Below are 19,473 nucleotides of genomic sequence, written 5' to 3' on the forward strand. Positions count from 1 at the left end.
CGCCTCGATGACGAGGCAGCCGGCGTGCGGCGCTGGAAAAACGCGGATGGGAACTTCAGGACCTCAGGCGCGTGATATCGCGCGACGCCACGTGATTCGACGCGTGGCGTGTCGCGGATATCAGCGCTTGAGCGAGGCGCCCGGCGGCAGCTCGGGCGGCGTGACGTTCACGGTCTTGCGCAGCTTCGCGACGTCGTCGGCGCTGACCGGCGCGCCGGTATTGCCCCAACTGGTGCGCACGAAGGTGGCGACGTCGGCGACTTCCTGATCGGAGAGGCGCCAGCCGAACGGCGGCATCGTGAAGGTCGAGGGCGCCGTCTGCGTGCCTTCGAGCGCGGCGCCCGCGAGCAGCACGTGGATCAGCGACGTGGCGTCCTTGCCCTGCACGACGGGGTTGCCGCCGAGCGCCGGGAACACGCGCGTGTAGCCGCGTCCGTCGCTGCGGTGGCAGGCCATGCAGTTGTCGCGATAGACCGCCGCGCCGCGCGCGCTCGCATCGCCGCCTTGCAGCTTGCTCGCGGCGGTGGCGTCGTAGGCGTACGGCGTTTCCTTCGCGTCGTTCGAGGGCAGCGTCTTGAGATAACGCGCCATCGCGAGCAGATCGGCGTCGGTCATGTACTGCATGCTGTGCTGGACCACGTCGGTCATGCCGCCGAACGCCGCCGTGTGCAGATTGCGGCCGGTTTTCAGGAACTGGACGATGTCGTCCTCGCTCCACGCGGCGATGCCCGTACGCGGATTGCCGCGCAGGCTCGACGGCACCCAGCCGTCGATCGGGCCGCCGCCCGCTAGGAAGTCGTCGCCTTCGAGATCGGTCAGCGCGAGTTCCTGCATCGTGCGCGCGCGCGGCGTGTGGCATGCGCCGCAATGGCCGAGACCCTGCACGAGATATGCGCCGCGCGCGACGATCGCATCGTTGTAATGCGCGGCGTCGAACGGCGCGACCTTCGGCGCGAACATCGTGCGCCAGATGCCGAGCGGCCAGCGCATCGACAGCGGCCACGGAATGTCCACCGCGCGATTGGCGGCGTTCACCGGCGCGACGCCGTGCATGAAGTACGCGTAGAGCGCTTTCATGTCGTCGTCGGAGAGGCGCGCGTACGACGGGTAGGGCATCGCCGGATAGAGCGTGTCGCCGTTCGGGCGCACGCCCTCGCGCACGGCCTTGGCGAAGTCGTCGTAGGTCCACTTGCCGATGCCGCTGTTCGCGTCGGGCGTGATGTTGGTCGAGTAGATCGCGCCGATCGGCGTGTCGAACTTCAGGCCGCCCGCGAAGGGCTTGCCGCCTTGCGACGTGTGGCAGGCGATGCAGTCGCCGGCGCGCGCGAGGTACTCGCCGTGCGCGACGCGCGCGGCGTCGGACGACGCGGCTTGCGTCGACGGCGCCGCCGTGGCGGCGTGCGCAGCCGTGGCCGCGAACGTCATCGAAAACGTCACCGACAGCGCCGCGCACGCGGCCAGCGCGCCACGTGCGACGCCCGTGGGGAAAAGGGTCTTCTTCATGCGGGTCGTCACACGCTCACCAGAGGGCCGGGGTTCTTGAGGTACTGGCTGCGAATGGCCTTCGCGGACCAGTACGCCAGGGCGGCGACCATCCCCGTGGGGTTGTAGCCGATGCCTTGCGGGAACGCGGACGCGCCAATCACGAAAACGTTATGGACGTCCCAGCTCTGCAGATAGCGGTTCAGCGCGCTGGTGTTCGGGTCGGTGCCCATGATCGCGCCGCCCACGAGGTGGGTGGTCTGATAGCGGCGCGAATCGAAATGCGCGCCGAACTCGCGCGTGTAGACGTTGATGGCCTTCGGGCCCATCGCCTCGGCGATCTTCTTCATCTGGCCGGTCACGTACTGCGCCATCTTGACGTCGTTGTCCTTCCAGTCGAAGGTCATGCGCAGCAAGGGCTGGCCGTACGAGTCGCGATAGGTCGGATCGAGGTCGAGGAACACATCGCGATACGACATGTTCGAGCCGTGCGCGTCCATCGAAATGGTGTGCGCGTAGTGATCCTTCACGGCCTTCTTCCACTGCGAGCCCCAGTTCGGCGTGCCCGCGGGCGTGGCGATGCCGCTGATCGGCTTCACGCCCGCCTGGTTCACCCACAGCGGCGAGCCGCCGACGAAACCGAGCGGACCGTGGTCGAAGTTGTCGGCGTTGAAGTCGTCCACGGCCACGCCGTTGCCGCCCGCGCCGATGAACGGATTGGTCCACGTGTCCTTGTCGAAGAACGCCGTGATGGTCGAGAGATTCTGGTACGCGAAATTGCGGCCCACGACGCCCGTGCCCGACACCGGGTCATACGGCTTGCCGATGCCCGAGAGCAGCATCAGATGGACGTTGTGATACTGGAACGCCGAGACGATCACGAGATCGGCGGGCTGGAACACTTCCTGGCCCGACGGATCGACGTAGGTCACGCCGGTCGCGCGCTTTTTCGTGTCGTCGAGTTCGACGCGCAGCACATGGCACTTCGAGCGCAGTTCGAAGTGCTTTTCGAGCTTGAGCGCGGGCAGGATGTTCAGGTTCGGCGACGCCTTCGAGTACATGTAGCACGCGTAGCCGCTGCAGTAGCCGCAGAAGTTGCACGGGCCCATCTGCACGCCGTACGGGTTCGTGTACGGACCCGAGGTGTTGGCCGAGGGCAGCCGGTACGGATGCAGGCCGACCGACTTCGCGGCGTCCGAGAAGCGTTGCGCCGAGTACGTATTCAGTTGCGCGGGCAACGGAAAATTGTCGCTGCGGCGCGCTTCGAACACATTGCCGTCGCCGACCACCTTGTCGCCGACCTTGTAGGCCTGGCCCGAGGTGCCGAACACTTTTTCGGCGAAGTCGAAATGCGGCTCCAGCTCGTCGTAGCTCACGCCGTAATCCTGGATCGTCATGCCTTCCGGGATGAACTTCTTGCCGTAGCGTTCTTCGTAATGGCTCTTCAGGCGCAGCTCTTCCGGCGTGATGCGAAAGTGCACGCCCGACCAGTGCAGGCCCGCGCCGCCCACGCCCTCGCCGGGCAGAAACGCGGCGAGCTGGCGGTAGGGCAGCGCCGTTTCGGCCGCGTTATGGCGGATCGAAACGGTGGTCTTCGAAAGGTCGAGAAAGAGCTTCTTGCGGATGTTGTACGTGAGCTCGTCGATGGTGTTCGGGTACGCGCCATCCGGATAGGTGTCGCGATACTCGCCGCGTTCGAGCGCGACCACGTTCAGGCCCGCTTCCGTGAGCTCTTTCGAGAGGATCGCGCCGGTCCAGCCGAAGCCGACCACGACCGCGTCCACATGAGGTTTCTTGATCGCCATTACGTGCGCTCCCCGTTGATCGATACCGGACCGTACGGGTAAGGCTGACCGTTCTGGTTCACGAAATCCATGAAGTCGGCGCGCGCGCCGGGAAAGCCGATCATCTTCCACGCGGCCATGTCCTTGTTGCCGCCGTGGATCGGATCGCAGAAGTAGCCTTCGCGCGTGTTCTGCAGCAACTGGCCGAAGAACACCTTCGCGGGCACCGAATCGAGTTCGACCTTGCCCGCTTCGAGATTCGCGAGCAGCGCGTCGCGCGTGTTCGCGTCGAGTGCGTCGAAATCCTTGCCGTATGCCTTGTTCGCGTACGCGTTCACCGCCGCGATGCCGAGGCGGTAAATGTCGCGCGGCACCAGCTTCATCTGATAGCCGAGTTCGGGCGCGCCTTGCTGGAACGGCCCCTGCATGTACCAGAGCGCGCCGTGCGCGTAAGGCGTGTCCATCTGACGGTCGATGAATTCGGGCACGCCCGCGTCGAGCGCGCCCGGACCTTCGGCGTCGGCGGGAATCAGGCGGTCGACCGCCGCTTGCACGAAGGCCCATTCACGGGCGTCGAAGTAGCGGGGCTTGTAAGGCGCGGCCTGGGCCTGGGTTTGTCCCGGCTGGCTGCCGCCTGATTGTTGCGCGTTGCCGGCGGACGACTGCGCGCCGCCTTCGCAGCCGGCGAGCGCCCCTGCGGGAACGAGCACTACCGCCGTGCGTAGGAATCCACGGCGAGACGTGAGAGGGGATTCGGACATTGTTCGATTCTGTATGAATTCGGCGCGATCTGATCTGACCGTGAGCATCTGGGGAAGCCGGTTTCTGCCCGGCCGTCGCGGTAACCAATGGTAATTGGAACCGGTTCCATGATTGGCGGGGCATTTTACAATAATCCGTTGCGCTGGCTGTATCGGTCGCGGCAGGTCAAGTGGCGGGGTGTCGCAAGGCAGCGCGCCATGGCGCCCCGGATGGTTCGCGAAACTCGTGCGGATTCAAGGGCTTGAGTTCGCCGCGCGGATTTCGGACGGGCGGCGTCCGAGCGCAATCGGCGACTTTCAAGACGGGCGCACGGCCGCGAAGGCTGTTGCTTTTTAGGGAATGTGCCGGGCGTTGGGTTGTCACTCGCGGACGGATTCGCTAACGCACGGGATCGCGCGGGATTGTGTACAACATGTAAAGGCGCGTGCCTGATCGTCCGATCAATCCCCGAAACAGCAGTGCGAACAACCGCCGCAAATCCCCGCCCAGCCGCGCCCACGCTGGTGTGGCCGAGCGTCTCCGAACAAACCCTAACAAGTCCATCAAGTTGTTTGACAACTAGTCGGGGCGAGTGCTACTGTGCGGATATCGACAACCCACCATTTCTGCACGAGGCCTCATGAACGTGTCCCCGATCGTCGAAAGCGAATTCGCTTCGACCGTGATGGCGGTGCCCCCTCTGGCACGCCGCGCCGATTTTTCCCTCGACGTTGAAGCAAACGGCAAGCTCATCCGCCATATGGAAGCGGGCGGCATCCGCACGCTGCTGTACGGCGGCAATGCCAACCTGTACCACGTCGCCGTGAGCGAATTCCGCGAGTTGCTTGACATGCTCGCCGAACAGACCGCGCCCGAGACGCGCGTGATCCCGGCCATCGGCCCGGACTACGGCAAGATGCTCGATCAGGCGCGCATCCTCGCGCAGACGCAGTACAAGACCGCCATGGTGCTGCCGCTGTCGGGCTTCACCACGCCGGCCGGCGTCGAAGCGGGCCTCACGCGCGTCGCCGACGCCGCGGGCATTCCGCTGACGCTCTATATCAAGAGCGAGGATTATGTCGATGTGGACACGCTCGTGCGCCTGATCGACCGCGGCACGCTCATCGCCGTGAAGTACGCCATCGTGCGTCAGGATCCGGCCAACGATCCGTATCTGCGCCGCCTGCTGCAAAGCGTGCCGGCTTCGAAGGTCGTCTCGGGCATGGGCGAGCGTCCGGCCCTCGTGCACGTGCGCGATTTCGGCCTTGCCGCCTGGACCACGGGCTCGGGCTGTATCGCCGCGAACGCCGTGATGGCGCTGCTCAAGGCCGCCAAGGAAGGCCGCGCCGACGAAGCGCAACGCCTTTACGACGCGTTCATGCCGCTCGAAACGCTGCGCGACGACATCTCGCTGATCCGCGTGCTGCACGACGCCGTCACGCTGTCGGGCATCGCCGACATGGGCCCGATCCTGCCGCTGCTTTCGCAGTCGCCGGCCGAAGCGCTGCCCGCCATCGGCGAAGCGGCGAAGACGCTGCTCGCGTTCGAGCGCACGCTGGCCGGTTCGGCGCAGGCGGCGCACGCCTGAGCGGCGCGTGCAGGCGCTTGCGCGGAGGCTCGTGCAGGCGCCTGTGTCACTGAATGAACTGAACGGAGCGACCATGTCGTCTATCACGGGAGCCATGCTGATCGGCGCGCAGTCGGTGCGCGGTCAGGCCGGCGAAATGCGTGCCTTCGCGCCCGCGCTCGGCCAGGACATCGAGCCGGCCTTCGGTCTCGGCAACAAGGCCGACGTCGCACGCGCCTGCGAACTCGCGGCGCAGGCGTTCGACGCCTTCCGCGCCGCGCCGCACGAAACGCGCGCCAAACTGCTGGAAGCGATCGCCGAGCGCATTCTCGCCATCGGCGACGAACTGATCGAACGCGCGCATCTGGAATCGGCGCTGCCCAAGGCGCGCCTGGAAGGCGAGCGCGGCCGCACGGTCGGCCAGTTGCGCCTGTTCGCCTCGCTGGTGCGCGACGGCCGCTGGTGCGGCGCGGTGCTCGATTCGGCGCTGCCGGAGCGCAAGCCGCTGCCGCGCTCGGACCTGCGCGCGCAACGCATCGGTCTCGGCCCGGTGGCCGTGTTCGGCGCGAGCAACTTCCCGCTGGCGTTTTCGGTGGCGGGCGGCGACACGGCGTCGGCGCTGGCCGCCGGCTGCCCGGTGGTCGTGAAGGCGCACCTCGCGCATCCGGGCACCTCGGAACTCGTCGGTCGCGCGATCCAGCAGGCGGTCGCCGACGTCGGCCTGCCCGAAGGCGTGTTCTCGCTGATCTTCGGCGGCGGCAACGAAACGGGCGAAGCGCTGGTCGCGCATCCGGCCATCAAGGCGGTGGGCTTCACGGGTTCGCGCCGCGGCGGTCTCGCGCTCGCGCAGATCGCGGCGCAGCGCGCGGAACCGATCCCCGTCTACGCGGAAATGAGCAGCATCAATCCGATGCTCGTGCTGCCGGCCGCGCTGGCGGCACGCGGCGAGGCGCTCGCGCAGGGTTTCGTCGATTCGCTCACGATGGGCGTCGGCCAGTTCTGCACGAATCCGGGCCTCGTGCTCGCGATCGATTCGCCGGAACTCGACCGTTTCGTGACGGCCGCGAGCGCGGCGCTCACGCACAAGCCCGCGCAGACCATGCTGACGGCGGGCATCGCGTCGGCGTATGACGAAGCCGTGGCGCAGCGCAAGACGCAGGGCGTCGAGCAACTCGCCGAAGGCACGGCCAGCGATGCGCAGTGCGCCGCGCTGCCGCTGCTGTTCAAGGCGAGCGCCGAGCAGTTCCTCGCGCAGCACGCGTTGTCGGACGAGATTTTCGGGCCGACCTCGATCGTCGTAGCGTGCCGCGACGAAGCGGAACTGCTGCGCGTGACCGAGTATCTCGAAGGCCAGCTCACGGCCACGCTGCAAATCGACCGCGACGACTACGCGATGGCCGCGCGTCTGCTGCCGGTGCTCGAACGCAAGGCGGGCCGCATCCTGGCGAACGGCTTCCCGACGGGCGTCGAGGTGTCGTACGCGATGGTCCACGGCGGCCCGTTCCCGGCCACCTCGGACGCGCGCACGACCTCGGTGGGCGCGATGGCGATCGAGCGCTTCCTGCGTCCGGTTTGCTATCAGGATCTGCCGGCGGAACTGCTGCCGGCCGCGCTCCAGGACGAGAATCCGCTGGCGCTGTGGCGTCTGCGCGACGGCGAACTGGTGCGCAAGTAAGTACCGCACGACGTCGGGCGAAGGCGCTTGCCGCGGCTCCCGAGCCTGCTGCAAGCGCCTTCTCACGGGGCGGCCCGACGATCGACTCACAGCATGCTCACAAAAGCCCTGACGTTGCTTGACAACTTGATGTGTGGTTCGGCATCCTTTGACCGCGGCGAAAGTTGGCGCGAAGGTGGCAGCAAGCTGGCAATAAGTTGGCAATAAGTTGGCAACAGGCTGGCGCCAAACAGGCGTCCAGCCGGAAATACAGGCATCAGAACGACAACAGCCGTGTATTCAAAACCCATAATCAGATGTGAGGAGATGCGATGTTCGATGGACGCTTGAAGGCCAGCGTGCTGGCCGTATGTGTGGCGGCCGCGGCGGCGCTCGGCATGAGCGCGGCGAAGGCGGATCCCGTTTCCCTGAACATAGTCGACGTGGCCGGCAACCTGCAGCTCACGCAGAAAGCCTTCGAGGCGTTCAAGGCGAAGTACCCGAATCTCGTCTCCAACATCACGTACACCAATGCTCCCGCGCCGCAGTTGCCTGGCAAGATCAAGGCGATGCAGGCGGCCGGCCGCGCCGATATCGATCTCGTGCTCACGGGCACGGACGCGCTGGCGGCGGGCATCGAACAGAATCTGTGGATGAAGCTGCTGCCCGATCAGACGGCGGCGCTGCCGGGCGTGCTCGACAAGTACGCGCCGGGTCCGCGCAAGATGCAGGATCTCGCGCAGGGTTACGGCCTCGAAGTGTCGTACATGCCGGCCGGTCCGCTCGTCGAATACAACCCGGCCAAGGTCGCGAAGCCGCCGCACACGCCGGCCGAACTGCTCGCGTACTGCAAGGCCAATCCAGGCAAGCTTATTTACGCGCGTCCGGCCAATTCGGGTCCGGGCCGCACGTTCCTGATGGGGCTGCCGTACCTGCTCGGCGACAAGAATCCGCAAGACCCGATCAATGGCTGGGACAAGACCTGGGCCTTCCTCAAGGAGCTGAATTCGTGCGTGCCGTATTACCCGGGCGGCACCTCGGCGGTGATGAAGGAACTCGGCGAAGGCACGCGCGACATGACCGTGACCGTCACGGGCTGGGATATCAACCCGCGCGCGCTCGGCATCGTGCCGGCTGAATTCAAGGTGCAGGCGTTCGACAACATGACGTGGGTGAACGACGCCCACTACATGGTGGTGCCGAAGGGCGTGTCGAAGGAGAAGCTCGCGGTCCTGCTCAAGCTGATGAACTTCATGCTGGAGCCGCAGCAGCAGGCCATGACCTACGACGACGGCTACTTCTATCCGGGCCCGGCGGTGAACGGCGTGACGCTCTCGATGGCGCCGAAGCCGAGCCAGGACGTGATCGCGAAATACGGCCGTCCCGAATACGCGAAGTGGCTGACGCAGTATCCGCACGTCCAGCCGCTCTCGGCGCAGGCGATGGTCGCGGCGTTCCAGAAATGGGACCGCGAAGTCGGCTCGCAGAAGTCGCAGTAAAGGGCGCGGCGCCGGGCTGCTCGCAGTCTGGCGCCGGAGAAAGGGATCTCGTGGTCAGGAAGGTGTCATGAAGCATTCTTTCGATCGTCTGCGTCTGGACGCGGTGTGCCGCAGCTTCACGAGCGCGGAGGGCGCGCAACTGGCGGCGCTGCGCGGTCTCGATCTGGAGATTCGCCGCGGCGAATTCATCGCGCTGCTCGGGCCGTCGGGCTGCGGCAAATCGACGGCGCTCAACTGCATTGCGGGCCTGCAGCCGCTCACGAGCGGCAGCATCTGGCTCGACGAACAACGCATCGACGTGCTGCCGCCTGAGAAGCGCGGCTTCGGCATGGTGTTCCAGAATTACGCGCTGTTCCCGCATATGTCGGTGCTCGACAACGTGGGCTTCGGCCTCAAGATGCAGGGCATCGCGCGCGACGAGGTCAAACGACGCGCGCGCGAAGCGCTGCAACTCGTGCAGCTCGTCGGACACGAAAGCAAGCTGCCGGGTCAGCTCTCGGGCGGCCAGCAGCAGCGCGTCGCGATCGCGCGCGCGATCGTGATCGAGCCGCCGCTCGTGCTGATGGACGAGCCGCTGTCGAATCTCGACACGCGTCTGCGTATCGAAATGCGCGCCGAAATCCGCCGCATTCACGGCCAGCTCGAACGCGCCACGATTTACGTCACGCACGATCAGGACGAGGCGCTCTCGATGGCCGACCGCATCGTCGTGATGAAAGAGGGCGTCGTGCAGCAGGTCGCCACGCCGAAGCAGATCTATAGCCGTCCCGCGAATCTGCACGTCGCGCGTTTCATGGGCTATCGCAATGTGCTGCCGTTCGCCGTGAGCGGCGAGCGTGGCGAGCATATCGCGCTGTCGTCGTCGGGCATCACGCTGACGGGCGTGCCGATGGACGAACTGAAGGGCGGCGAGATTTCGGTGGCAATGCGCCCCGAAGATTTCGAGCGCGCCAGCGCGGGCGATGCAAACGCGTTCGATGTCGAAGTCGAAATGGTCGAATACGGCGGCCGCGATTCGCTGCTGCTCGCGAACGCGCCGTTCGGCAAGCTGTGGGCGCGCGTGGAAGGCGAATTCGAAGCGGGCGAGCGCGCCACGCTGCGCGTCGCGCCGTCGCGCGTGCTCGCTTATGCGGAGCGTGCATCATGAGCGCGCTGGCCCCGTCGCTCACCAAAGCGCCGCGCGACGCGCGCGGCTGGCTCGTCGCGCCCGCGCTCGGTTTCATCATCGCGCTGTTTCTCTATCCGTTCGCCTACGGTCTCGTGCTGTCGTTCAAGCCGATGAACGGCGGCGGCGTGTTCGCGAACTATCTGCAGTTCATTCACGATCTGTCGCTGTGGCCGACGGTGTTCGTCACGCTCAAGCTCGCGGTGCCCGCGACCGTCATCAACGTCGGGCTGTCGCTGCCGGTGGCGTTCGCGCTGCGCCGCAAGTCGCCGTATCAGAAGCTCGTGACGACGCTGCTGGTGATTCCCGTCACGCTCGGCACCGTGCTGATCGCCGACGGCATGCTGAGCTACTTCGGGCCGAACGGCTGGTTCCCGCAGGCGCTGCACGCGCTGCATCTGTACACGAACGAAGAGATCCGCCTCACGCACAACTACTGGGGCGTGCTGATCTCGCTGATCGTCTCGGGCTTTCCGTTCGCGTTCCTGCTCACGCTCTCGTACGTCACGGGCATCGACCCGACGCTCGCGCGCGCGGCGGCCACGCTCGGCGCGGGTCCGTGGCAGCAGTTCCGGCAGATCTATCTGCCGCTGCTCGCGCCCGGTCTCACGATGGCCGCGTGCCTGTCGTTCGTGCAGGCGTACTCGGTGTTTCCGTCGGCCGTGCTGCTCGGCGCGCCCGCCGGTCCCACGCGGGTGATTTCCATCGCGGCGTCGGAAGCGGCGTTCGAGAGCTACGATTACTCGCTCGCCTCGACCATCGCCATCGTGATGGGCTTCGTGCAGCTCGTGGTGGTTGCGGCGATGCTCAGCGCGAAACGCTTCTTCTACTCGGGTCCGGTGAGCGGAGGGAAAGGCTGATGAGCGCACATCAACGTAACGCCGCCGGTCTGCCCGCGGGCGCGCCGATGCGCGACGAACGTCCCGCGCCCGCCGCCAACGCGCCGCAGACGAAGCCCGGCGCGAACGTGCCCGAGATCGTCTGGAAAGTGCTCGTGTGGGGCGGCGTGGTGTTCTTCCTGCTCAACGTGCTGCTGCTGATCGCGACGGTGGGCGTGAACTCCATCGCCACGCGCTGGTTCGGCACGCCGCTGCCGCAAGGCTTCACGCTGCACTGGTATGCGCAGGCGTGGCGCGACTTCCAGCTGGGCAGCGTGCTGTGGGTCACGTTCGAAGTGGTGGGCGCGGTGGTCGTGCTGTCGATCGCGCTCGGCGTGCCGGCCGCGTATGCGCTCGCGCGCGCGCAGTTTCCGGGCAAGCGCATCGCCATGCTCGTGTTCCTGCTGCCGCTGATGGTGCCGCCCGTGACCTACGGCATTCCGATGGCCACCGCGATGTATCAATTCGGTCTCGCGGGCACGCTGCCCGGCGTGATCCTCGCGAACCTCGTGCCCGCGCTGCCTTTCGTGATTCTCGTGATGACGCCGTTCATCGAGCAGATCGATCCGAATCTGGAATCGGCGGCGCGCATTTTCGGCGCGAACACGCTGCGTTATTTCCGTTATGTATTGCTGCCGCTCCTCGTGCCGGGGATGCTGGCGGCGGGGCTGCTCGTGCTGGTGCGCACGATCGGCATGTTCGAACTGACTTTTTTTACCGCCGGACCCGACACGCAAACGCTCGTCGTCGCGCTGTATTACGCAGTGTTCTCGACGGGCGTGCGCGCGCCGCAGTCCATCGACGCCATGGCGATGATCTACATGGCCATCACGCTCGCCTGGGTGCTGGTCGCGCTGCAGTTCGTCAGCCCGACACAACTCGTGTCGCGCGTGAAGGAATCGCGTTAGCGCGATGTCGGCCCGCGCCGGCGGCTTTATTGACACATCCGCGGAAACACTGGAGCAAGGCAAGATGAGCAACAAGCGAAAGACCCCCGAAGAACTGCGCAGCCACCGCTGGTATGGCGTGAACGACCTGCGGTCGTTCGGCCATCGTTCGCGCTCGGCGCAGATGGGCTACAGCCGCGAGGAGTATGCGGGCAAACCGGTGATCGCCATCCTCAATACGTGGAGCGAAATCAACCCTTGCCATACGCACTTCAAGCAGCGCGTGGAAGAGGTCAAGCGCGGCATCTGGCAGGCCGGCGGTTTCCCGATCGAGCTGCCGGTGCAGACGCTCTCCGAGCCGTTCCAGAAGCCCACCACGATGCTCTATCGCAACTTCCTCGCGATGGAAACCGAGGAAACGCTACGCTCGTATCCCGCCGACGGCGTGGTGCTGATGGGTGGCTGCGACAAGACCACGCCCGCGCTGCTGCTCGGCGCGATCTCGATGGATCTGCCGACGATCTTCCTGCCCGCGGGCCCGATGCTCAACGGCAACTGGAACGGCGTGACGCTCGGTTCGGGTTCGGACACCTGGAAGTACTGGGCCGACCTGCGCGCGGGCAAGATCACCGAAGCGGACTGGCAGGGCGTGGAGGGCGGCATCGCGCGCTCGCCGGGCCACTGCATGACGATGGGCACGGCCTCGACGATGACGAGCGCGGCGGAAGCGCTCGGCTTCACGCTGCCGGGCTTCGCCTCGATTCCGGCGCCGGATTCGCGTCACGCGCAGATGTCGGCGAAGACGGGCATGCGTATCGTCGAGATGGTGTGGGAAGACCTGAAGCCCTCGGACATCATTACGCGCAAGTCGGTCGACAACGCGGTGACCACGTGTCTGGCGCTGTCGGGTTCGACCAATGCGATCGTGCACATGATCGCCGTCGCGCGCCGCGCGGGCGTCGACCTGACGCTCGGCCACTACGACGACATCGCGCGCCGCACGCCGGTGCTCGCGAACGTGCGCCCGACCGGCAAGTACCTGATGGAAGACTTCTATTACGCGGGCGGTCTGCGCGCGATGCTCAAGGAGCTCGGCGACCTGATCGACGGCACGCAGATGACCGTGAACGGCAAGACGCTCGGCGAGAACATCGCCGACGCCGAGATCTATAGCGACGAAGTGATCTATCGCCGCGCGACGCCGCTGATGCCGGACACGGGCCTCGCCGTGCTGCGCGGCAATCTCGCGCCGGATGGCGCGGTGATCAAGCCGGGCGCGGCTGAAAAGCGTCTGCACGTGCATACGGGCAAAGCCGTCGTGTTCAAGGACTACAACGACATGGCCGCGCGCATCGACAGCGAAGACCTCGATTGCGACGAGAACAGCGTGATCGTGCTTCAGCACGCCGGTCCGGTCGGCGCGCCGGGTATGCCCGAGTGGGGCCAGTTGCCGATTCCGCAAAAGATTCTGCAGAAGGGCGTGCGCGACATGCTGCGCATCTCCGACGCGCGCATGAGCGGCACGAGCTATGGCGCGTGCGTGCTGCATGTCGCGCCGGAATCGTTCATCGGCGGTCCGCTCGCGCTGGTCAAGGACGGCGACCTGATCGAAATGAACGTGCCGGAACGCCGCCTGAACGTGCTGATTTCCGACGAGGAAATGGCACGTCGCAAGGCTGAGTGGGTCGCGCCGGAACCGCGCTTCACGCGCGGCTATGGCGCGATGTATCAGATGCACGTCATGCAGGCCAACAACGGCTGCGAATTCGACTTCATGCAGCGGGACGGCGCCGGCGGTTCGTGCGGCGGCGGCGTCAAGAACGGCGGCGAACCCGAGATTCACTAAGCGGCACGGATTCGGCGCGGTTTATCGCGGCGCGCGCGGCGGGGCTTGGCCGCCTCGCGCGCCGCGATGCTGGAGGAGCACAGGCAAGACGATTCACGCGTAGTTAAAAAATCAATACATCACAACGATTAGATCAGGAGTACAGATGAAGAAGACCATTCTCGCGTCCACGCTTGGACTTGCCGCACTGGGCGCGCACGCCCAGAGCAGCGTCACGCTCTACGGTATCGTCGATACCGGCATCGGTTATCAAAGCAGCGCCACGTCGCTCGGCAAGACTTCGGGCGGCCATTCGCTCGTCAAGATGGCGCAAGGCATCTGGGCGGGTTCGCGTTTCGGCTTCAAGGGTAGCGAAGATCTGGGCGGCGGCACGCGCGCGATCTTCCAGCTCGAAGAAGGCTACAACTCGGCCACCGGCGCTGAATCGACCTCGGGCCTGATGTTCAGCCGCGCGGCCTTCGTCGGTCTCGCGAACCAGCAATACGGTACGCTGACCGCAGGTCGCCAGTACGCGCCGTACTACACGCTGCTCTCGGCCTACAGTCCGACCAACTGGCTCACGGGCGCGTACGGCGCACACCCGGGCGACCTCGACTCGATGGATACGATCTACCGCATCAACAATGCGCTGGTCTACACGTCGCCGAACTTCTCGGGCTTCACGTTCAGCGGCATGTACGCCTTCGGCGGCGTGGCGGGCAGCACGAACGCCGGCTCGTCGTGGAGCGTCGCGGCGAACTATATTCACGGTCCGGTCGGCATTGCCGTGGGCTTCGAGCGTCTGAACAACGCGACGAGCGGCGGCGGCACGTGGAGCTCCAGCTCGACTGCGTATAGCGGCGGCGAGCCGGGCGTCTCGGGCATCACCAACGGCTTCCAGACCGCGCAGGCGCAGCAGCGTCTCGCCGTGACGGGCGGCTATGCCTTCAATTCGCAATGGGATATATCGGCATCCTATTCGAATGTGCAGTACATCGCGGGCGCGGGTTCGAAGTTCTTCGACACGCAGATCTGGAACACGGGCGGCGTGGTGCTGCACTACAAGCCGTTCACGGTGCTCGATCTGGCGGCGGGCTACAGCTACACGCGCGCGACCAAAGCGAACGGCATCACCAGCGCGGCGTCGTACCAGCAGTTCAACCTCTCGCAGTACTACAGCCTGTCGAAGCGCACGGGCCTGTACTTCGTCGAGGCGTATCAGCGCGCGGGCGGCCAGACGCTCGGCACGAACGGCGCGGGCGACATCATCAACGCGACGGCCGATATCGGCGACGGTCAGAACAGCGCGCCGGCTTCGTCGCGCAGCCAGTTCGCGGGCGCGATCGGCATCATCCATCGTTTCTGATTTCACGCTCCGAGGGAGTCTCTTGCGGCGGTGCCTGGCGGCACCGCCGTTTTTTTTTGCGTGTGCAGTTGAGTGTGACGCCGAGCGTGAATGCGCGGAAAGCGGGGCGGCGCCTGTGACGTTCGAGCGCCTGCGCTATCATGCAGCCCCCGGCATCGCGAAAGCATCCGCGTCGCCGCTCATTCACGCACCCAACGTCGACGATGCTCGAATCCTTTCTTTCCGGAGGCGTCCTGCTGCCTCACATGCAGGCGCTCGATACGTGGCAACTCGCCGGACTCGCCGTCGCGCTGGTGCTCGGCGGCATGGTGAAGGGCGTGAGCGGCATCGGCGTGCCGCTTGTCGCCATGCCGATCCTCACGCAATTTCTGCCCGTCAAACAGGCCGTGCTGCTGCTGTCGATGCCGATCATTCTCGGCAATATTCCGCAGGCGCTCGAAGGCGGCGAGCTGTGGAAGACGATCAAGCACATCGCCGCGCCGCTGATCGGCACGGTGATCGGCAACGTGGTGGGCGTCTCGGTGCTGCTCCGGCTCGAACCGCATCACGCGCAGGCGGCGTCGGGCGTCGCGCTGGCGCTGGCGGCCGGTTTGCTGCTCGCGTCGCCCAAACTCACGCTCTCGCCCGGGCTCGTGCGGCCCGTGGGCTTCGCGCTCGGCTTTGGCGCGGCGCTGATGGAAAGCATCGCCTCGGTGCCCGGGCCGCTGCTCGCGATGTACCTGATCGCCACGGGCGCGACGGGCCGCGCGTTCACCAAGCAGATCGCGATCATCCTCGTGGTTTCGGTGCTCACGCTCATCACGACGTTCAGCGGCGGCGCGCACGCCAACAGTGCGGATCTCGCGATCTCGGCGCTGGCGAGCCTGCCCGCGATCGTCGGCATGCTGCTGATCCGGCCGCTGCGCGACAAGCTGCATCCGCTGGCGTTTCGCGTCGTGGTGCTGGTCTGCGTGGCGGCGGCGGCGGTGCAGATGATCGTGAAGTCGGGCGTTCTGTGAGTGCTTGACGCGCGTGATGCGCGTGCCCCGCCATGAAAAAAAGCGCCTGTGCAGGCGCTTTTTTGTTTCCCGGCGAACGGCTTGTGGGGATCAGCCGCGCTTGCCGCGCTGCTCGACCGGCGTGAAATCGAAGCTCGCGAAACTGCCGCCCTGATAACGCTGCGCGGTCGCGTCGAGCGGATTCTGCTGCGCGAGAATTTCCGCGGCGTAGTCTTCCGAATTCTGCGTCGGCGTGTAACCGAGGCGCTTCGCGTCGTCGTGTTCGCCTTCCTGCACCCAGTAGCTGCGCGTGTTGTTCGACACGCCCCACACCACGGCGAAGCCGATCGATTCCACGTTGATCACGCGATCGACGAGATGGAACAGATCTTCGTGGCCGAACCACGTGCTCAGATGGCGGAACTCGGTCGGCTTCGGCAGGCAACTGCCGATGCGCACGTTCACGGTCTCGATGCCGTGCTTGTCCCAGTAGAGACGCGCGAGCGATTCGCCCCACGCCTTCGAGAGACCGTAGAAACCGTCCGGACGAAACGCGCAATCGAGGTCGAGTTTGTCGTCGACGGAATACATGCCGATCGCGTGATTCGAGCTCGCGAACAGAAGGCGTTTGACGCCGTGGCGGCGCGCGCCTTCGTAGACTTCCACGAGCCCGCGCAGATTGTTCTCGATGATCTCGGGCAGCGGACGCTCGACGCTCGTGCCGGCCATGTGGATCAGCACGTCGACGCCGTCGAGCAGGCGGTCGACCACTGCGGGATCGCGCAGGTCGCCGTGCATGACGTCTTCGCCCGCGACGAGCGGTTCGAGCGGCTTCGTGCCGGCGGCGGATCGCAGGTTCACGCCGCGCTCGAGCAGGCCCTTGCGCAATACGGTGCCGAGCTGGCCGGCGGCGCCGGACAATGCAACTTTCTTCACAGTGGATTACCTCACATAAAAACGCCAAAAGCCGGCGCCCTCGCGGACGCCGGCCGATGATGAGCCGATCAGGCCTTCACGTTGTGCGCAGGCTGGAGCGCGGCGCTGACCGCGTCGTCGCGCTGCTGGTTCGAGATCAGACGCCAGGCCACGCAGGCGCCGATCAGGTCGAACAACATCAGGCAGACGAACAAGGGGTTATAGCCGATCGTGCTGGCCAGTGCGCCGACGATGAGCGAGAACACCGTCGCGCCGAGATAGCCGAACATGCCCGAGAGACCCGTCGCCGTGGCCACTTCATGCTGGCCGAAGACGTCCGAGGCGAGCGTGAACAGGGCGCCCGAAATCGTCTGGTGCGCGAAGGTGCCGACGCAGAAGAGGGCGATCGCGGCATACGGGCTCGCGACGAGACCCACGCAGGCCGGTCCGATCATCAGCACCGCGCCGGTCGTGATGACGAGCTTGCGCGAGGTGATCAGCGAGCAGCCGAACCAGCGGATGAACAGCGGCGCGAGGTAGCCGCCGATCAGGCAGCCGAGGTCGGCGGCGAGGAACGGCATCCACGCGAACAGCGCGATTTCCTTCAGGTTCATGTGGCGCACGGTGACCATGTACAGCGGAATCCACGCGCCGAAGGTCTGCCATGCCGGCTCGGCGAGCATGCGCGGAATGCCGATGCCCCAGAAGCGGCGCGTCTTGAGCACTTCCTTGAACGAGGCGCGTTGCTTGCCCGATGCCTTCTGCGCGGGCGTTTGACCGGCGCGGATGTAGTCGGCTTCTTCCTGCGAGAGCTTCGGGTGCTCGGCGGGTGTCTTGAAGAACACGAGCCACAGGCCGACCCAGATCAGCGCCACGCCGCCGGTCAGGACGAACGCGAATTGCCAGTTGTACTTGAGAATGCACCAGACCACGAGCGGCGGAGCGATCATCGCGCCGATCGACGTGCCGGTGTTGAGCCAGCCGGTGGCGACCGAACGCTCTTTCGCCGGGAACCACTGGCTGATCGCCTTCATGCCCGCCGGGAAGATCGCGGCTTCGCTCATGCCGAGCAGGCCGCGGAAGAACGCGAGCGAGGGCCAGCTGGTGGCGAGGCCGTGCAGCATGTTGGAGATGGCCCAGCCGAACGCGAAGATGGCGAAGCCGATCTTGACGCCGACCGAGTCGAGCACGAAGCCGGCGATCGGCTGAGCGAGTGCATAGCAGGCCTGGAACGCCGTGACCACGTACGAATACTGCTGCGTGGTCATGTGCATCGTCTGCGTGAGCGTGGGCGCCGCCACGGAAAGCGAACTGCGCGCGAGATAGTTGAAGATCGTGCCGATCATGATGAGGCCGATGATCCACCACCGAAGCCCCTTGATAGTCTTGCGTTGCACTGCTCGTCTCCTGCTGTTGTCGGGAGCGGGCGCGGGGGAGGCCGCGCCGGACGATGCGCCCGGATGGAAGTGGTATGCGTGTGCCAGGTGTGTCTTGCGGCTGGCCAGTGTGCCTGGACGCCGCGTTTTTTCAGCCGTGTTGTTCGAATCGCTGTTGGGCCGTGACGCGGTGCCGATCGGTTCGATCTGCCCGGTCATGTAAGACATCATTCTATTTGCGGCAAAGTTGTAAAGCAAATCCTCAGTGAATGGGGATTTCCCTAATGCCGGGGCGACTCGCGGCGGGGCCGGAACGCAATGTCACTCGATCGACGATCGCGCATGCATGTCGGATATTTCGCGCAAATCGGCGTGGGGCGGATTCGGCGGGTTGTCGGATGACTGCGGGGAAAGCGCGCCGCGACGGGCTGGTTGACAATTTTCGTGTTGTATTACAACAATGCGGACATTGCGCCGGATCTACGGTCCTCGCGCATCACACATCACAAAATCGGACGAGACACGATGAATTCACCCGCCATCCCCGTCAGCGAACGCGCGCTCGAACAACTGCGCCACGTCTCCAACGCGACGCTCACCACCCAGCTTTTCAAGCGCGGCCTGCGCAACGTGTTCCTGCAAGGCGTGCATCCGCTTGCCGCGCCGGCGGCGGGCGCGCCGAATCTCGTCGGTCCGGCCTTCACGATGCGCAACATCCCGGCGCGCGAGGATCTCGATCAGTTGAGCGCGTTCCAGAATCCCGAGCATCCGCAGCGCAAGGGCGTGGAAACCGTGCCCGCGGGCGCCGTGCTCGTGCAGGATTGCCGCGGCGTGACCGACGCGGCGTCGATGGGCTCGATCCTCGCCACGCGCATGAAGGTGCGCGGCGTGGCGGGCATGGTCTCGGACGGTCCGGTGCGCGACAGCGCGACCATCGCCGCGCTCGGCATTCCGGTGTTCTGCGCGGGCGCGTCGGCGCCGCTGAATCTGTGCAAGCACCACACGGTCGATCTGAACGTGCCGATCGGCTGCGGCGGCGTGGCCGTCTATCCGGGCGACATCATCGTCGGCGACGCCGACGGCGTGGTCGTGATTCCGCGCCATCTCGCCGAGGAAGTCGCGCAGGCGGCCTTCGAGCAGGAAGAACTCGAATGCTTCATCACCGAGCGCATCGAGGCGGGCGCGGCGCTGCCCGGCACCTATCCGCCGAACGAGGCGACACTGGCCGCCTTCGCCCAATGGAAGCAGGCGCGCGCCGAAGCGGCGTCGTAACGCGCCGGAAGTTTTCTCGTTTTCCGATACGAAACCCCGCCCGCACAAGCGCACAAGCGCACAAGCGCGACTATCAGCGAAACAC

General features: G+C 65.8%; 15 protein-coding genes. 10 read left to right on the plus strand and 5 right to left on the minus strand.

Translation table 11 applies throughout. The annotated features are described in order from the left end of the window. Positions 1–120: 120 nt before the first annotated feature. The 3 genes from BMY06_RS24715 to BMY06_RS24725 are packed head-to-tail and all read right to left on the minus strand — an operon-like array spanning position 121 to position 4,027. Positions 121–1,503: a c-type cytochrome gene (locus BMY06_RS24715; RefSeq protein WP_074985867.1), complete on the minus strand. Its 1,383-nt coding sequence runs from the start codon at positions 1,501–1,503 to the stop codon at positions 121–123. An 8-nt stretch (positions 1,504–1,511) separates the two neighbouring features. Beyond that, complete coding sequence (locus BMY06_RS24720; RefSeq protein WP_065064951.1) at positions 1,512–3,287, minus strand: GMC family oxidoreductase; 1,776 nt, start codon at positions 3,285–3,287, stop codon at positions 1,512–1,514. Further along, positions 3,287–4,027, minus strand: coding sequence for a gluconate 2-dehydrogenase subunit 3 family protein (locus BMY06_RS24725; RefSeq protein ID WP_065064952.1), 741 nt, complete (start codon positions 4,025–4,027; stop codon positions 3,287–3,289). The genes BMY06_RS24720 and BMY06_RS24725 overlap by 1 nt, the downstream gene beginning before the upstream one ends. Before the next feature lie 620 nt (positions 4,028–4,647). Here BMY06_RS24725 and BMY06_RS24730 point away from each other — a divergent pair. The 9 genes from BMY06_RS24730 (at position 4,648) to BMY06_RS24770 (ending at position 15,846) form a co-directional block, all read left to right on the plus strand. Further along, on the plus strand, positions 4,648–5,595 hold the full coding sequence (locus BMY06_RS24730) for a dihydrodipicolinate synthase family protein (protein WP_065064953.1): 948 nt from the start codon (positions 4,648–4,650) through the stop codon (positions 5,593–5,595). A 73-nt stretch (positions 5,596–5,668) separates the two neighbouring features. Continuing rightward, positions 5,669–7,249, plus strand: a complete 1,581-nt coding sequence (locus tag BMY06_RS24735; protein ID WP_074985869.1) for an aldehyde dehydrogenase (NADP(+)) — start codon at positions 5,669–5,671, stop codon at positions 7,247–7,249. 377 nt (positions 7,250–7,626) lie between these two features. Continuing rightward, positions 7,627–8,727 carry an extracellular solute-binding protein gene (locus BMY06_RS24740; protein ID WP_234775070.1) on the plus strand — a complete coding sequence of 367 codons (1,101 nt, stop codon included), beginning with the start codon at positions 7,627–7,629 and terminating at the stop codon, positions 8,725–8,727. Between the two features lie 67 nt (positions 8,728–8,794). Then, positions 8,795–9,874 carry an ABC transporter ATP-binding protein gene (locus BMY06_RS24745; RefSeq protein WP_065064956.1) on the plus strand — a complete coding sequence of 360 codons (1,080 nt, stop codon included), beginning with the start codon at positions 8,795–8,797 and terminating at the stop codon, positions 9,872–9,874. Further along, positions 9,871–10,752, plus strand: coding sequence for an ABC transporter permease (locus BMY06_RS24750; protein WP_065064957.1), 882 nt, complete (start codon positions 9,871–9,873; stop codon positions 10,750–10,752). Before BMY06_RS24745 ends, BMY06_RS24750 begins: the two co-directional genes overlap by 4 nt. Continuing rightward, positions 10,752–11,678 carry an ABC transporter permease gene (locus tag BMY06_RS24755; protein WP_110328578.1) on the plus strand — a complete coding sequence of 309 codons (927 nt, stop codon included), beginning with the start codon at positions 10,752–10,754 and terminating at the stop codon, positions 11,676–11,678. Before BMY06_RS24750 ends, BMY06_RS24755 begins: the two co-directional genes overlap by 1 nt. Positions 11,679–11,742: 64 nt before the next feature. Then, positions 11,743–13,503 (plus strand): L-arabinonate dehydratase, encoded by a 1,761-nt coding sequence (gene araD, locus BMY06_RS24760; protein ID WP_074986024.1) that lies wholly within the window; start codon positions 11,743–11,745, stop codon positions 13,501–13,503. A gap of 145 nt (positions 13,504–13,648) precedes the next feature. Then, positions 13,649–14,848: a porin gene (locus tag BMY06_RS24765; protein WP_074985872.1), complete on the plus strand. Its 1,200-nt coding sequence runs from the start codon at positions 13,649–13,651 to the stop codon at positions 14,846–14,848. A gap of 203 nt (positions 14,849–15,051) precedes the next feature. After that, complete coding sequence (locus BMY06_RS24770) at positions 15,052–15,846, plus strand: sulfite exporter TauE/SafE family protein (RefSeq protein ID WP_074985874.1); 795 nt, start codon at positions 15,052–15,054, stop codon at positions 15,844–15,846. A 90-nt stretch (positions 15,847–15,936) separates the two neighbouring features. Here the strand turns inward: BMY06_RS24770 and BMY06_RS24775 are convergent, their stop codons facing one another. Beyond that, a complete protein-coding gene (locus tag BMY06_RS24775; protein ID WP_065064960.1) occupies positions 15,937–16,761 on the minus strand; it encodes an NAD-dependent epimerase/dehydratase family protein in 825 nt (274 codons plus the stop codon). Between the two features lie 68 nt (positions 16,762–16,829). Next, on the minus strand, positions 16,830–18,137 hold the full coding sequence (locus tag BMY06_RS24780) for an MFS transporter (RefSeq protein WP_373681683.1): 1,308 nt from the start codon (positions 18,135–18,137) through the stop codon (positions 16,830–16,832). 504 nt (positions 18,138–18,641) lie between these two features. Here BMY06_RS24780 and BMY06_RS24785 point away from each other — a divergent pair. After that, positions 18,642–19,388: a ribonuclease activity regulator RraA gene (locus BMY06_RS24785; protein WP_074985875.1), complete on the plus strand. Its 747-nt coding sequence runs from the start codon at positions 18,642–18,644 to the stop codon at positions 19,386–19,388. Positions 19,389–19,473 lie beyond the last annotated feature (85 nt).

The organism is Paraburkholderia tropica, assembly GCF_900109265.1.
GTDB classification, from domain to species: domain Bacteria; phylum Pseudomonadota; class Gammaproteobacteria; order Burkholderiales; family Burkholderiaceae; genus Paraburkholderia; species Paraburkholderia tropica.

Bases quoted from the DNA above. Each gene is read 5' to 3' on its own strand.
- BMY06_RS24715 (WP_074985867.1), bottom strand. From the start codon at position 1,503: ATGAAGAAGACCCTTTTCCCCACGGGCGTCGCACGTGGCGCGCTGGCC.
- BMY06_RS24720 (WP_065064951.1), bottom strand. From the start codon at position 3,287: ATGGCGATCAAGAAACCTCATGTGGACGCGGTCGTGGTCGGCTTCGGC.
- BMY06_RS24725 (WP_065064952.1), bottom strand. From the start codon at position 4,027: ATGTCCGAATCCCCTCTCACGTCTCGCCGTGGATTCCTACGCACGGCG.
- BMY06_RS24730 (WP_065064953.1), top strand. From the start codon at position 4,648: ATGAACGTGTCCCCGATCGTCGAAAGCGAATTCGCTTCGACCGTGATG.
- BMY06_RS24735 (WP_074985869.1), top strand. From the start codon at position 5,669: ATGTCGTCTATCACGGGAGCCATGCTGATCGGCGCGCAGTCGGTGCGC.
- BMY06_RS24740 (WP_234775070.1), top strand. From the start codon at position 7,627: ATGAGCGCGGCGAAGGCGGATCCCGTTTCCCTGAACATAGTCGACGTG.
- BMY06_RS24745 (WP_065064956.1), top strand. From the start codon at position 8,795: ATGAAGCATTCTTTCGATCGTCTGCGTCTGGACGCGGTGTGCCGCAGC.
- BMY06_RS24750 (WP_065064957.1), top strand. From the start codon at position 9,871: ATGAGCGCGCTGGCCCCGTCGCTCACCAAAGCGCCGCGCGACGCGCGC.
- BMY06_RS24755 (WP_110328578.1), top strand. From the start codon at position 10,752: ATGAGCGCACATCAACGTAACGCCGCCGGTCTGCCCGCGGGCGCGCCG.
- araD (WP_074986024.1), top strand. From the start codon at position 11,743: ATGAGCAACAAGCGAAAGACCCCCGAAGAACTGCGCAGCCACCGCTGG.
- BMY06_RS24765 (WP_074985872.1), top strand. From the start codon at position 13,649: ATGAAGAAGACCATTCTCGCGTCCACGCTTGGACTTGCCGCACTGGGC.
- BMY06_RS24770 (WP_074985874.1), top strand. From the start codon at position 15,052: ATGCTCGAATCCTTTCTTTCCGGAGGCGTCCTGCTGCCTCACATGCAG.
- BMY06_RS24785 (WP_074985875.1), top strand. From the start codon at position 18,642: ATGAATTCACCCGCCATCCCCGTCAGCGAACGCGCGCTCGAACAACTG.